Origin of the sequence: Lawsonibacter sp. JLR.KK007, assembly GCF_036941135.1 — a bacterium.
Taxonomy (GTDB): domain Bacteria; phylum Bacillota; class Clostridia; order Oscillospirales; family Oscillospiraceae; genus Lawsonibacter.
In genome coordinates this window covers 186,598-199,952 of sequence record NZ_JAYWSY010000001.1, presented here as the reverse complement: position 1 = coordinate 199,952, position 13,355 = coordinate 186,598, and the positions used below count along the sequence as shown (strand labels likewise).

Annotated in this window: 14 protein-coding genes; 12 read left to right on the top strand and 2 right to left on the bottom strand. The window is 64.1% G+C overall.

Annotation, left to right across the window (positions count from 1 at the left end; all coding sequences use genetic code 11):
- Nucleotides 1-2 precede the first annotated feature (2 nt).
- Complete coding sequence (gene argJ, locus VV088_RS01335) at nucleotides 3-1,226, bottom strand: bifunctional glutamate N-acetyltransferase/amino-acid acetyltransferase ArgJ (RefSeq protein ID WP_334599009.1); 1,224 nt, start codon at nucleotides 1,224-1,226, stop codon at nucleotides 3-5.
- 66 nt (nucleotides 1,227-1,292) lie between these two features.
- Entirely contained in the window at nucleotides 1,293-2,366 is a 1,074-nt protein-coding gene (gene argC / locus VV088_RS01330) for an N-acetyl-gamma-glutamyl-phosphate reductase (RefSeq protein ID WP_334599008.1), read from the bottom strand.
- A 266-nt stretch (nucleotides 2,367-2,632) separates the two neighbouring features.
- On the opposite strand from argC, the gene VV088_RS01325 reads away from it, so the two are divergent.
- The 12 genes from VV088_RS01325 (at nucleotide 2,633) to VV088_RS01270 (ending at nucleotide 13,326) form a co-directional block, all read left to right on the top strand.
- On the top strand, nucleotides 2,633-3,538 hold the full coding sequence (locus VV088_RS01325) for a LysR family transcriptional regulator (protein ID WP_334599007.1): 906 nt from the start codon (nucleotides 2,633-2,635) through the stop codon (nucleotides 3,536-3,538).
- Between the two features lie 214 nt (nucleotides 3,539-3,752).
- Nucleotides 3,753-5,105 (top strand): NADP-specific glutamate dehydrogenase, encoded by a 1,353-nt coding sequence (gene gdhA / locus VV088_RS01320; protein WP_334599006.1) that lies wholly within the window; start codon nucleotides 3,753-3,755, stop codon nucleotides 5,103-5,105.
- 155 nt (nucleotides 5,106-5,260) lie between these two features.
- The gene (locus VV088_RS01315; protein ID WP_334599005.1) at nucleotides 5,261-6,253 is read left to right on the top strand and encodes a DUF4397 domain-containing protein; all 993 of its coding nucleotides are present in this window, start codon (nucleotides 5,261-5,263) and stop codon (nucleotides 6,251-6,253) included.
- A 138-nt stretch (nucleotides 6,254-6,391) separates the two neighbouring features.
- The gene (locus VV088_RS01310) at nucleotides 6,392-7,465 is read left to right on the top strand and encodes an ATP phosphoribosyltransferase regulatory subunit (RefSeq protein WP_334599004.1); all 1,074 of its coding nucleotides are present in this window, start codon (nucleotides 6,392-6,394) and stop codon (nucleotides 7,463-7,465) included.
- Entirely contained in the window at nucleotides 7,462-8,100 is a 639-nt protein-coding gene (gene hisG, locus VV088_RS01305) for an ATP phosphoribosyltransferase (protein ID WP_334599003.1), read from the top strand. Before VV088_RS01310 ends, hisG begins: the two co-directional genes overlap by 4 nt.
- Complete coding sequence (gene hisC / locus VV088_RS01300; RefSeq protein ID WP_334599002.1) at nucleotides 8,097-9,173, top strand: histidinol-phosphate transaminase; 1,077 nt, start codon at nucleotides 8,097-8,099, stop codon at nucleotides 9,171-9,173. The genes hisG and hisC overlap by 4 nt, the downstream gene beginning before the upstream one ends.
- Nucleotides 9,166-9,753, top strand: coding sequence for an imidazoleglycerol-phosphate dehydratase HisB (hisB, locus tag VV088_RS01295; protein ID WP_334599001.1), 588 nt, complete (start codon nucleotides 9,166-9,168; stop codon nucleotides 9,751-9,753). Before hisC ends, hisB begins: the two co-directional genes overlap by 8 nt.
- Nucleotides 9,753-10,370, top strand: coding sequence for an imidazole glycerol phosphate synthase subunit HisH (gene hisH, locus VV088_RS01290; protein ID WP_334599000.1), 618 nt, complete (start codon nucleotides 9,753-9,755; stop codon nucleotides 10,368-10,370). The genes hisB and hisH overlap by 1 nt, the downstream gene beginning before the upstream one ends.
- A 13-nt stretch (nucleotides 10,371-10,383) precedes the next feature.
- Nucleotides 10,384-11,103 carry a 1-(5-phosphoribosyl)-5-[(5-phosphoribosylamino)methylideneamino]imidazole-4-carboxamide isomerase gene (gene hisA, locus VV088_RS01285; RefSeq protein ID WP_334598999.1) on the top strand — a complete coding sequence of 240 codons (720 nt, stop codon included), beginning with the start codon at nucleotides 10,384-10,386 and terminating at the stop codon, nucleotides 11,101-11,103.
- Nucleotides 11,100-11,858 carry an imidazole glycerol phosphate synthase subunit HisF gene (gene hisF, locus VV088_RS01280; protein WP_334598998.1) on the top strand — a complete coding sequence of 253 codons (759 nt, stop codon included), beginning with the start codon at nucleotides 11,100-11,102 and terminating at the stop codon, nucleotides 11,856-11,858. The genes hisA and hisF overlap by 4 nt, the downstream gene beginning before the upstream one ends.
- Nucleotides 11,859-11,872: 14 nt before the next feature.
- A complete protein-coding gene (gene hisIE, locus VV088_RS01275) occupies nucleotides 11,873-12,520 on the top strand; it encodes a bifunctional phosphoribosyl-AMP cyclohydrolase/phosphoribosyl-ATP diphosphatase HisIE (protein ID WP_334598997.1) in 648 nt (215 codons plus the stop codon).
- Entirely contained in the window at nucleotides 12,517-13,326 is an 810-nt protein-coding gene (locus tag VV088_RS01270; RefSeq protein WP_334598996.1) for a histidinol-phosphatase, read from the top strand. The genes hisIE and VV088_RS01270 overlap by 4 nt, the downstream gene beginning before the upstream one ends.
- The last annotated feature ends 29 nt before the right edge of the window (nucleotides 13,327-13,355 follow it).

The window sequence follows — 13,355 nt, the reverse complement described above, 5'->3', positions numbered from 1 at the left end:
CATTAAGAGCGGTAGTCGCCGTTGATCTTCACGTAGTCGTAGGTCAGGTCGCAGCCGAAGGCGGTGGCCTGGCCGTCGCCGCTGTGGAAGTCCACAACGACGGTGATGTCGTGCTCGGTGAGGACGGCCTTGGCCAGCTCCTCGCTGAAATCAGCGCCGAACCCGGCCTCCATCACCACCACCTCGCCGGCGGCGCTCTTCAGGATGCAGTCGGCCTTGGTGGGGTCCACGTCCGCCCCGGAGTAACCGGCGGCGGCCATGATGCGGCCCCAGTTGGCGTCCCGGCCGAAGACGGCGGCCTTGAACAGGGTGGAACCAGCGATGGACCGGGCCACCAGCCGGGCGTCCTGCTCGGTGGGCAGGCCCTTGGCCTCCACGATCATCAGGTGGGTGGCGCCCTCGCCGTCGGAGGCGATGCGCCGGGCCATGTCGATGCAGATGTCGTCCAGCAGGGCGGCGAAGGCGGCCTTGTCCTCCTCCGTCTCGACGGCCACCCCGGAGGCCCCGTTGGCAAAGAGGAACAGGGAATCGTTGGTGGAGGTGTCGCCGTCCACGGTGAGCATGTGGAAGCTCTTGTCGGCGGCGGCCTTCAGCAGGGGCTGGAGGACCGCGGCCTCCACCTTGGCGTCGGTGGTGACGTAGCTGAGGGTGGTGGCCATGTTGGGGTGGATCATGCCCGAGCCCTTGGCCATGGCCCCGATGCGGATGGTACCGCCGGACAGCTCCAGCTCATAGGCCACCTCCTTCTTCACCAGGTCGGTGGTCATGATGGCCCAGGCCGCGTCGGTGCCCTTGCCGGCGGAAAGCTCCGGCACGATGCGGCGCACGCCCTCCAACACCTTGTCCACGGGCAGCTGCTGGCCGATGACGCCGGTGGAGCTGACGAAGACCTCGTCCTCTCCCAGGCCCAGCAGCTCCTCCGCCAGGACCTCCACCTTCTTGGCGTTGGCCAGGCCCTGCTCGCCGGTGGCGGCGTTGGCGTTGCCGCTGTTGATGACCACGGCCCGGGCCTTGCCCTTCTTCAGCACCTCCCGGCCCAGCAGGACGGGGGCGGCGCAGAACTTGTTGGTGGTGAACAGGGCCGCGCAGGAGGCCGGCTCCTGGGAGTAGAGGATGCACACGTCGGGCTTTTCACTCTTGCGGCTCTTCACGCCCACGTAGCAGGCTCCGGCCAAAAATCCCTTCGGGCTGGTAATGCTGCCGCCCTCGATCACTTTATATGCCATGATGGTTTGCTCCTTTCCAAATCGTGATTGCTTCACCCGGCCCGCAGGCCGGACCTGACGGACCGGTCAGGGGTACATGGGGGGGATCATCAGGCCGGTGGTCTCAGGCAGGTCGAAGATGATGTTCATATTCTGGATGGCCTGGCCGGCGGCGCCCTTGCCGATGTTGTCGATGACGGAGCTGATCACGGCTCTCTTGGTGCGCTTGTCGAAGGTGGGGGTGATGCAGCACAGGTTGGTGCCGGCGGTCCACTTGGTCTGAACCGGCTTGCTGGCGGGGAAGACATGGACGAAGGGCTCGTCCTTGTAGGCCCTGCTGTACAGCTCGAACAGCTCCTCGTCGCTGGTGTCCTTGTTCAGGGTGGCGTAGAGGGTGACCTCGATGCCCCGGATCTGGGGGGTGAGGTGGGGCTGGAAGTTGATGAACTGCCAGGTCTCGGGCTTCATCAGGTCTTTCCCCGTGATGTAGGCGATGTTCTGCTCGATCTCGGGGGTGTGGCGGTGGCTGCCGCCCAGGGCGTAGGCGCAGAAGCTGTTGCTGGCCTCGGCCAGCAGCTTGTTGGGGGCGGGCCGGCGGCCGGCCCCGGTGAAGCCGCTCTTGGCGTCCACGATGATGGTGTTCTCCACCACCATGCCCTCCTTCAGGATGGGCATCAGGCCCAGGGTGGAGGCGGTGGGGTAGCAGCCGGGGTTGGAGATCAGGCTCTTGCCCTTGGCCAGATCGCGCATGACCTCGGGGATGCAGTAGACGGCGTCCTTGGTCATCTGGTGATCGGGATGCTCCAGGTGGTACCACTTCTCCCAGGTCTTGGCGTCCCGGAAGCGGATGTCAGCGCCGAAGTCGATGAACTTCTTGCCCCCGGCCAGCACCTTGGCGGCAATGGCGGGCACGGTGCCGGCGTCCACGGCGGTGAAGACCACGTCGCTGTCCCGGACGATCATGTCCAGGGTGGCGTCGTCCAGGGGGAGGATCTCCTGGTCGTAGAAGCCCACCAGAGCGGGGTGCTCGTCCTGGATCTTGCGGCCTGCGGCGAAGCTGTCGGCCAGATGGGCCACCTGGGTCTCCGGATGGTTCACCATCAGGCGGAGAAGCTCACCCAAGGCGTAGCTGGCGGCGCCGCAAACAGAAAAACGGATCATGATACATTACCTCCTTGAATATTCTGCCCGCATTTTTTGCGGACTTTAGGAAACTTTTTGGCGGGGAAACCCCCTACTCTCGCAACCTTTACCGGCTTTTCCGCCCCTGTTTGACGGGTCCCGATATAGATTGTGTTGAATTTTTCCGCTTCTTATTATATAATTATTAGACAGAATATACAAGCCAGGATTTTTTCTGCCAAACATTCCACTTTTGAATGGAAAAAACGTACTTAAACTTCGTATTGTGGGAGGCAGCGATTCACATGAGCATCCAGAAGTACATCGCCTATCTGAAGACCATCGAGACCGGCAGCATCACCCGCGCCGCCGCCCAGCTGGGCTATACCCAATCCGCCGTCAGCCGGATGATCGCGGACCTGGAAAAAAGCTGGGGGGTCACTCTCCTCACCCGGAACCGCTCCGGCATCGAGATCAGCTCCGAAGGTCTGATCCTGATGCCCAAGCTGCAGGTCATCTGCTCTGGCTACGAATCCCTCAACCGCACCGTGGCCGAGCTCCACAGCCACACCTCCGGCTCCATCCGGGTGGGCACCTTTTCCAGCTTCTCCTGCGGACTGCTCCCCGCGATCATCAAGTCCTTTCAGGAGACCTACCCCCACATCAACTTCAACCTCCTCAACGGGGAGTACAACGAGATCGCCGGCTGGCTGCGCAAGGGGCTGGTGGACTGCGGCTTTGTGGCCCTGCCCACCGCCGATGATCTGGAGGCCGCCTTTCTGGTCCAGGACAGCCTGGTGGCCGTCCTCCCCCAGGGCCACCCCATGGCCGACGCCCCCTACTTCCCGGTGGACATGCTGTCCAACGAGGATTTCATCAACGTCAGGGAAGAGCAGGACTACGAGATCGCCAAATTCCTGGACGAGCTCCAGCAAAAGCCAAAAATCCGCTACGAGAGCAGCGACGACTACGCCATCCTGTCCATGGTGGAGGCCGGCCTGGGCATCAGCGTCATCCACGACCTGATGCTCATCCCCAACCGCTACCACGTGGTGGCCAAGCCCTTCGACGTCCCAATCATCCGGGACATCGCAATCGCCGTCAAAAAGGACGCCGCCCAATCCACCATCACCCAACTGTTTGTGGACCACACCAAAAACTGGGCCAGGCAGCAGTTCCTCTCCTCCATCCAGGGGGGCGCTTCTGACTGAGTTCTTGCACTTTGAACAAAAAGCGCAGGTGTTTTTTGTGCCCCTTACCACCTTCCACAGCCATTCAGTTGTGGCAGCCCCCACAAAACATTTGCTTTACTTAAGCGGATTTTCTGGTATAATGTACATATCAGAGCACAAGCGGGACCTGCTGATCCCAAATATGAAAGTGTCCCGTCAAAAACACGATATATTTTATAGGAGGAATGCCGCTATGAACCAGTACATCGAGAGAGTCCTGAACGCCACCAAGGCCAAGAACGCCAACGAGCCCGAGTTCCTGCAGACCGTGGAGGAGGTCCTCTCCTCGCTGGAGCCCGTCATCAACGCCCATCCCGAGTACGAGAAGGTCGCCCTGCTGGAGCGCATGGTGGAGCCCGAGCGTCTGGTGGAGTTCCGCGTGACCTGGGAGGACGACAACCACGTGTGGCAGGTCAACCGGGGCTACCGCGTGCAGTACAACGGAGCTCTGGGTCCCTACAAGGGCGGCATCCGCTTCGACCCCTCCGTCAACCTGTCCATCATCAAGTTCCTGGGCTTTGAGCAGGTGTTCAAGGACGCCATGACCGGCCTGCCCATCGGCGGCGCCAAGGGCGGCTCCGACTTCGACCCCCGGGGCAAGTCCGACGCGGAGGTCATGCGCTTCTGCCAGGCCTTCATCACCGAGCTGTACCGCCACATCGGCCAGGACATCGACTGCCCCGCCGGCGACCTGGGCTGCGGCGGCCGTGAGATCGGCTACATGTACGGCCAGTACCGCCGCATCGTGGGCGCTTCCGAGTTCGGCGCTCTGTCCGGCAAGGCGGTGTGCACCGGCGGCTCCCTGATGCGTCCCGAGGCCACCGGCTACGGCGCGGTCTACTATCTGGTCGAGGCCCTGAAGCACGACGGCGAGGACATCAAGGGCAAGCGGATCGCCATGTCCGGCTACGGCAACGTGGGCTGGGGCATCATGAAGAAGGCCGCCGAGCTGGGAGCCAAAGTCACCTATTTCGCCGGCCCCGACGGCTACATCCACGATCCCGACGGCGTGGACACCGAGGAGAAGCTGAACTACATCCTGGAGATGCGGGCCAAGGACCCCATGCACTGCGCCTCCTACGCCGAGAAGTTCGGCTGCGAGTTCGTGCCCGGCGAGAAGTGCTGGGGCGTGAAGGACGTGGACATCTACATGCCCGCCGCCACCCAGAACGACGTGAACATGGACTGGGCCGAGAAGATCGCCGCCTCCGGCGTGAAGTACTACATTGAGGTGGCCAACATGCCCACCACCAACGACGCCCTGGAGTTTCTGAAGAAGCAGGCTCACATGGTGGTGGCCCCCTCCAAGGCCGTCAACGCCGGCGGCGTGTCCGTGTCCGAGCTGGAGATGGCGCAGAACGCCGAGCGCCTGTACTGGACCGCCGAAGAGGTGGACGAGAAGCTGAAGGGCATCATGAAGAACATCTACCACTCCTCCGTGGAGGTGGCCGAGCGCTACGGCCTGGGCTACGACCTGGTGGCCGGCGCCAACATCGTGGGCTTCCAGAAGGTCGCGGACGCCATGATGGCGCAGGGCATCTTCTAAAAATCCCCAATCCAACCGCACGCCAGCCGCAGGACCCTTTTGGGCCCTGCGGCTTTTTTGCCGGGCAGCAGCAGGCGCACCTTCAGGGGTCCGCGCATAAGCTGGTACAGCACCATCTGAAAGGAGGCTGCCGGAACTATTGTTCCGATTCATATATGGACCCTAACCGCTTTTATTACGTGATCGCCTCCGCCGGGCGTTCTGCCTCCGGCTCGGAGCCAGTGATCCCTCTGCCCTACCCCGGCGAAGGAGGCCCCGTCTACCCCGGAAACGATCCGGCGGGCGAGCCTGTCATCCCCCTCCCCTACCCCGGCGAGGGCGGCCCCGTCTACCCCGGAAACGACCCGGCGGGCGAGCCTGTCATCCCCCTCCCCTACCCCGGCGAGGGCGGCCCCGTCTACCCCGGAAACGACCCGGCGGGCGAGCCTGTCATCCCTCTCCCCTATCCCGGCGAGGGAGGCCCCGTCTACCCCGGCGGCGGGACGGTGATCCAACCTGTACCGCCCAGCACCGCCCGGGTCCGCTTTCTCAACGCGGCCTACAACTACCCCGCGCTGCGGATTCTTGTGGACGGCAGCCGTTTTGCCGCCCGGATGCGCTACGCCTCGGTCACCGGCTGCGGCCTGGTCCACTCCGGTCACCGCACCATAACGGTGACCAACTCCAATGGCCGGGTCTATCTGCGCAAAACCATCCCCTTCCAGGCCAACAGCGATTCCACCGTGGCCGTCATCAACACCGCCAGCGGGCTGGACCTGCTTCAGATCGCTGACCGCTGCTGTCCGCCCTCCAACGGCTGGTCCAGCTTCCGGGTGGTCAATCTGGCCTACAACAGCGGTCCTCTGGACGTGATCATGAGCGACGGCCGGGTGGTCTACAGCGACCTGCGCTTTAAGGAGGCGGCCGCCTTCAAGCGGATTGTCCCCGGCACCTACCAGTTCTTCTACGCCGACACCAACCTGGCCCCCATGTCCCCCACCCTGGCCATCGAGCGGCTGGACCCCGCCTGGCTGGGAGTTTACCCGCCCCAGGAAACCTTTGGCTCCCTCCTTTTGAACATAAATCAGGGGGAGATTTACACCGTCTGCCTGCTCCAAAACGGCTCCGGACGCAACAACATTCAAAATCTGATCCTGGTAGACCAGTAAGATCCCCGGCCGGTTCCTCTTTTTTCATGCAAACCGTATATCCTGCCCCCAGATCCGGGGGCAGGTTTGTTTATTTTGTCGGTTGACTTTTCTTCTCTATTGCACTACTATACGAAAGTAAGCGGAAGGAGGGAAAGCATGGGACAACTTGAAACAGAACAGGCGGCCCGGCAGCTGTGTGAGCTGTACCGCCGTTACGGATATACCCAGTACAAAATGAGCAAATTCGAGCCGTATGACCTGTACGTTCGCAACAAGAGCTTTCTGGTCAGCGAGGACATCCTCACCTTCACCGACGCGGACGGGCGGCTGATGGCGCTGAAGCCCGACGTGACCCTCTCCATTGTGAAGAACGTCAAGGAGGGCGCCGGGCCGCAAAAGGTCTATTACAACGAAAACGTCTACCGCACCTCCCCCATGACCAAAGGGTTTCGGGAGATCATGCAGACGGGGCTGGAGTGCGTAGGGGCCATCGACCTGGTGGCCATGGGAGAGGTGCTGCTGCTGGCGGCCAAAAGCCTGGAGACCATCAGCGGACAGTATCTGCTGGATGTGAGCCATCTGGGGTTTGTGGCCGGACTGCTGGACCGGGCCCTGGTGGCGGAGCGGCACCGGAGCCGCCTGCTGGCCCTGATGGGGGAGAAAAACGTCCCCGCCCTGGGGGCCTGCTGCCGGGAGCTGAACGTCAACTCGGAGGCGGCCGACTTTTTGTGCTGTCTGGCCACCCTCTACGGCCCCCCGGAGGAGCTTCTGCCCCAGCTGGAGGGGATGGTCCGGACCGAGCGGATGGCCGCCGCCCTCCAGGAGCTGCGGGAGATCTGCGCCCTCCTCCCCCAGGAGCACCTGCGGCTGGACTTCTCCATCGTCAACAACATGGACTACTACAACGGCCTGATCTTTCGGGGCTACCTGCCCGGACTGCCCAGCGGCGTGCTGGCCGGAGGACGGTACGACAACCTCCTCCGCCAGATGGGCCGGGACGGCGGAGCCATCGGCTTTGCCGTTTACATGAACCTGCTGGAACGGCTCCAGCGGCCCGAAGCGTCCTGCGACGCCGACCTCCTGCTGCTCTACGACAGCGGCGCTCCTGCCGCAGCCGTCCTGGAGGAGGCGGAGCGGTACCGCAGGGCGGGACAGTCCGTCCGGGTGGAGCGGAAGGCTCCGGAGGGGCTGACCTTCCGGACGGTGCGAAAGGCGGGTGAGCCGGCATGATCGACATTGCGCTGCCCAAGGGGCGGCTGGGCGAACGGGTCTATCAGCTCCTGGAGGAGGCCGGTTACCCCTGCCCCTCCATCCGGGAGGAAAACCGGAAGCTGGTCTTTGAAAATGAGGAGGCCGGGGTGCGCTACTTCTGGGTCAAGCCCAGCGACGTGGCCATCTACGTGGAGCGGGCCGCCGCCGACGTCGGCATCGCCGGAAAGGACATCCTGCTGGAGTACCAGCCCGAGGTCTACGAGCTGGCCGACCTGGGCGTGGGCCAGTGCCGGATGTGCGTCGCCGGGAAAAAGGGGGCCCGGGAGGTCCGGGACCAGACGCTGCGGGTGGCCACCAAGTTCCCCAAAATCGCCAAAAGCTACTACAGCGCCCTCAGCCGGGACATTGACATCATCAAGCTCCACGGCTCCATCGAGCTGGCCCCCCTGCTGGGGCTGAGCGACGTCATCGTCGACATCGTGGAGACCGGAAAAACCCTGCTGGAGAACGATCTGGAGATCCGGGACACGGTCGTGCCCATCAGCGCCCGGCTCATCGCCAACAAGGTGAGCTACAAGTTCAAGCACAAGGAGATCACCCGGCTGTGCCGGCGGGTGGACAGCCTGTGCTCCAAAAAGGAGGCGGCCCTATGAGCCGGTATATGAGTTCCCGCTTCGACGGCCTGGAAGCCTACGTCCCCGGGGAGCAGCCCCAGGACAAGCGGTATGTGAAGCTGAACACCAACGAATCCCCCTTCCCCCCCTCGCCGGAGGTGCTCTCGGCGGTGAACGCCGCCGAGACGGAACGGCTCAACCTCTACCCCGACCCGGAGGGCCGGCTCCTGCGGGAAAAGCTGGCGGACCGGTACGGGGTCAGGCCGGAGCAGATTTTTCTGGCAAACGGCTCCGACGAGCTGCTGGCCTTCGCCTTTATGGCCTTCTGTGACCGGGAGCGGCCCGTGGCCTTCCCCAACATCAGCTACGGCTTCTACCCCGTGTACGCCAACCTGTTCCAGATCCCCTTCACCGAAATCCCCCTCCGGGAGGGCTTCACGCTGGACCCCAGGGACTACTGCGGGCTCCGCCAGAACGTGGTGATTGCCAACCCCAACGCCCCCACCGGGCGGGCCATTCCGGTCAGCGCCATTGAGGAGATCCTCCGCACCAACCCCAACCACGTGGTGATCATCGACGAGGCTTACGTCGACTTCGGCGGCGAGAGCTGCCTGCCCCTCGTCCAGCGGTACGACAACCTGCTGGTCTGCCAGACCTTCTCCAAGTTCCGCTCCCTGGCGGGGGGACGGCTGGGCTTCGCCCTGGCCGGCGAGGGGCTGATTGCCGATCTGGAAAGGATCAAGTACTCCTTTAACTCCTACAACATCAGCCGCCTGACCATGGCCGCCGCTCTCGCCACCCTGGACAGCCACGACTATTACGTGGAAAACAGCAAAACAATCCAGTCCAACCGGGCCTATACCACCGAGGAGCTGGCCAAGCTGGGCTTTGAGACCCTCCCCAGCCTGACCAACTTCATCTTCACCCGCAGCCCCGCCGTGGCGGGCGGCACCCTCTACCGGGAGCTGAAGGCCCGCGGGGTGCTGGTACGGCACTGGGACAAGCCGGAGATTACGGACTGGTGCCGGGTGACCATCGGAACCCGGGAGCAGATGGACATTTTCCTGAACCAGGTCCGGGAGATCGTAAAGGGGGCGGAGACCGATGCGTAAGGCGGAGCTCACCCGCCGGACGGCGGAGACCGACATCACCCTGTCGCTGGAGCTGGACGGCTCCGGAGTGAGCCAGATCGACACCGGCTGCGGCTTTCTGGACCACATGCTCACCCTCTTCGCCCGCCACGGGCGGTTCGACCTGACCGTCACCTGCAAGGGGGACACCTGGGTGGACAACCACCACACGGTGGAGGACATCGGCATCTGTCTGGGGGACGCCTTCGCCCAGGCCCTGGGGGACAAGCGGGGGATCGTCCGCTACGGCTCCTGCACCCTGCCCATGGACGAGGCCCTGATCCTCACCGCCGTGGACATCAGCGGCCGGGGGATGCTGTGCTACGGGCTGGACATCCCCACCCAGAAGGTGGGAACCTTCGACACCCAGCTGACCAAGGAATTCCTCACCGCCTTCGCCCGGCGGGCGGACATGACGGTCCATGTCACCCAGCTGGCCGGGGAGAACAGCCACCACATCATCGAGGGGGCCTTCAAAAGCCTGGCCCGCTCCCTGGGAGCCGCCGTGGCCATCGACCCCCGGTTTTCCCAGGAAATCCCCTCCACCAAGGGGGTGCTGTGATGCTGGCCATTGTGGACTACGGGGTGGGCAACCTGTTTTCCCTGAGCAGCTCCCTGCGCGCCGCCGGCGCGGAGGTGACCATCACCGGGGACCAGGCCGTCCTGGCCCAGGCGGACCGGATCATTCTCCCCGGCGTGGGGGCCTTCGGGGACGCGGCGGACGCTCTGTGCCGCTCCGGACTGGACCGGGCTGTCCTCCGGGAGGCCGCGCAGGGAAAACCCCTGCTGGGCATCTGTCTGGGAATGCAGCTGCTCTTCGACTTCAGCACCGAATACGGCTTTCACGGCGGCCTGGGCCTGATCCCCGGCTCCGTCCAGCCCATCAAGCCGGTGATCCCCGCGGGGTACAAGGTGCCCCACATCGGCTGGAACGCCCTGCACTTCCCCAAAGACAGGGCGGTCAGCCCCCTGTTCCGGTACATCCAGGAGGGGGACTGCGTCTACTTTGTCCACTCCTTCTACGCGGCAAACTGCCAGGCGCATACCATCGCCACCGCCGAGTACGGCCCCGAGCTGACGGCGGCGGCGGCCCGAGACAACATATACGGCGTCCAATTCCACCCGGAGAAGAGCGGGCAGGTTGGACGGAACATTTTAAAGGCGTTTTGTGAATTATAAGGAGGAACACACCATGATCATCATCCCCGCCATCGACTTGAAGGACGGCAAGGTCGTCCGTCTCCTGAAGGGCGATTTCAACACGGTCCAGCAGGTGGCCGGCGACCCCGTCGCCACCGCCAAGACCTTCTATGAGGCTGGAGCCCGGTACCTCCACGTGGTGGACCTGGATGGCTCCAAGGACGGCGTGCGCAAACATTCGGAGCTGGTCCAGGCTGTGGTTCAGGTCGGGCTGAAAACCGAGCTGGGCGGCGGCATCCGCTCCATGCAGGACCTGGAGGAGGTCTTTTCCCTGGGGGTGTGGCGGGCCATCCTCGGCTCCGCCGCCGTCCGCGACCCGGACTTTGTCAAGGCCGCCGTGGACCGGTTCGGCCCGGAGCGCATCGCCGTGGGGGTAGACGCCAAGGACGGCCTGGTGCGCACCGACGGCTGGGTGAAGGAGGAGGGCATCCACTACCTGGACTTCGCCAAGTCCATGGAGGCCCTGGGGGTCAAGAACCTGATCTTCACCGACATCGACACCGACGGCGCCCTCACCGGCCCCTCCTTCGCCCGGCTGAAGTTCCTGCTGGAGGGGGTCAGCTGCTCCGTCACCGCCGCCGGCGGGGTGTCCTGCAACGCGGACATCCAGTCGCTGGTCCGCATGGGGGTGGACGCCGCCATCGTGGGCAAAGCCTGGTACGTGGGCGCGCTGGACCTGAAGCAGGCCATTGAGGAGGCGGGGCCCCAGTGATCACCAAGCGGATCATTCCCTGCCTGGACGTGAAGGACGGCCGGGTGGTGAAGGGGATCAACTTTCAGGGGCTGGCCGACGTCAGCTCCCCGGTGGAGCTGGCCAAATTCTACAGCGCCTGCGGGGCAGACGAGCTGGTGTTCTATGACATCACCGCCTCCGCCGAGGGCCGGTCCCTGTTCACCGGTATCCTCCGGGAGGCGGCCTCCTCCGTCTTCATCCCCCTCACCGTGGGCGGCGGCATCCGCACCGTGGACGACTTCGACCGGGTGCTGAAATGCGGCGCGGACAAGGTGAGCGTCAACTCCGGGGCGCTGGAGGACCCCTCCCTCATCCCGCAGGCGGCCAAGCGGTACGGCAACCAGTGCGTGGTGCTCAGCGTGGACGCCAAGCGGGTGGACGGCCAGTTCCGGGTGTTCGCCAAGGGCGGCCGGGAGGACACCGGGCTGGACGCCATCGCGTGGATTCGCTCCGGGGTGCAAAACGGGGCCGGGGAGATCGTCCTGAACAGCATCGACACCGATGGCGTGAAGGGCGGCTTTGACCTGGAGATGCTCCAGGCCGTCTGCAGCGTGGTGGACGTGCCCGTCATCGCCTCCGGCGGGGCGGGGTGCGTCCAGGACTTTGTCACCCTGTTCCAGACCCTGCCCAAGGTGGACGCCGGCCTGGCCGCCTCCATCTTCCACTTCGGCGAGGTGAGCATTCCCGACCTGAAGCGGGCCCTGGCGGAGCAGGGAATCCCCACAAGACTGTAAAAAGGTGTGATACCATGCTGAACATTGACGAGCTGAAGTTTGACGAGAAGGGCCTGATCCCCGCCATTGTGGTGGACGCGGAGAGCAAACAGGTGCTCACCCTGGCCTACATGAACCGGGAGAGCCTGGAGATCAGTATGAACGAGGGCCGTACCTGCTTCTGGTCCCGCTCCCGGCAGGAGCTGTGGCGCAAGGGGGAGACCAGCGGGAACGTCCAGCACATTGTGGACGTCACCGCCGACTGCGACCGGGACGCCCTGGTGATCCGGGTGAACAAAACAGGGCCCGCCTGCCACCTGGGGACGGACTCCTGCTTCAACAGCCCGGTCTTCTCCTCCGGGGCGGCGGAGCCCTTCTCGGTGAACGGCCTGTACGCTCTGCTGGAGGGGCGCAGGGAAACCCTGCCCGAGGGGTCCTACACCACCTACCTCTTCCAGAAGGGGCTGGACAAGATCCTCAAAAAGGTGGGCGAGGAGTGTACCGAGGTCATCATCGCCGGCAAGGCGGGGGACAAACGGGAGACGGTCTATGAGATCGGCGACCTGATGTACCACGTGATGGTGCTGATGGTGGAGATGGGCATCTCCGTGGATGACGTGATGGCGGAGCTGGCCTCCCGCCACGTCATCGACCACAAGGTGAAGCAGGAGAAGATGACATGATTCAGAATCTGCACACCCACGTCACCTTCTGCGACGGCAAAAACACCCCCGAAGAGATGGTCCATGCGGCCATCCGGATGGATATGGACGCCCTGGGCTTTTCCAGCCACGCCCCCCTGGCCGGGCAGAGCGGCTGGACCATGTCCCCGGAGGACGTCCCCCGCTACCGGGCGGAAATCCTCCGCCTGCGGGAGCGGTACACTGGCCGGCTGGAGATCTTTTTAGGTCTGGAGCAGGACTATTACTCCCCGCCCTCCGGAAAGGGGTGGGACTACCAAATCGGTTCGGTTCACTGCGTGGAGAAGGAGGGCAGGCTGCTCCCGGTGGACTACCTCCCCGAGGACTTTGTCCGCAGCGTGCGCCAATACTACGGCGGGGATTTTCTCGCCTTCGCCGAGGACTACTACCGCCTGGTTGGAGCGATTGCGGAGCGGACCGGCTGTCAGATCGTGGGCCACTTCGACCTGATCACCAAGTTCAACGAGGGGGACAGCCTCTTCGACACCGGCCACCCCCGGTACGTCAGCGCCGCCCTGGAGGCCCTGGACCGGCTGGCCCAACACGGCGTAATCCTGGAGATCAACACCGGGGCCATGTCCCGCGGATACCGCTCCACCCCCTACCCCGCCCCCGCCCTGCTGCGGGCCATGCGGGAGCGGGACCTGCCCATCTGCATCACCAGCGACTGCCACGACCGCGCCAACCTGCTCTTCGCCTTCCCCCAGGCGGAGGAGCTGGCCCGCTCCTGCGGCTATCGGGAGCAGATGGCGCTCACCAGCCAGGGCTTTGTTCCAATCCCCCTCTGACAAAAAAACTCCTGCGGCGTGTTTGCCGC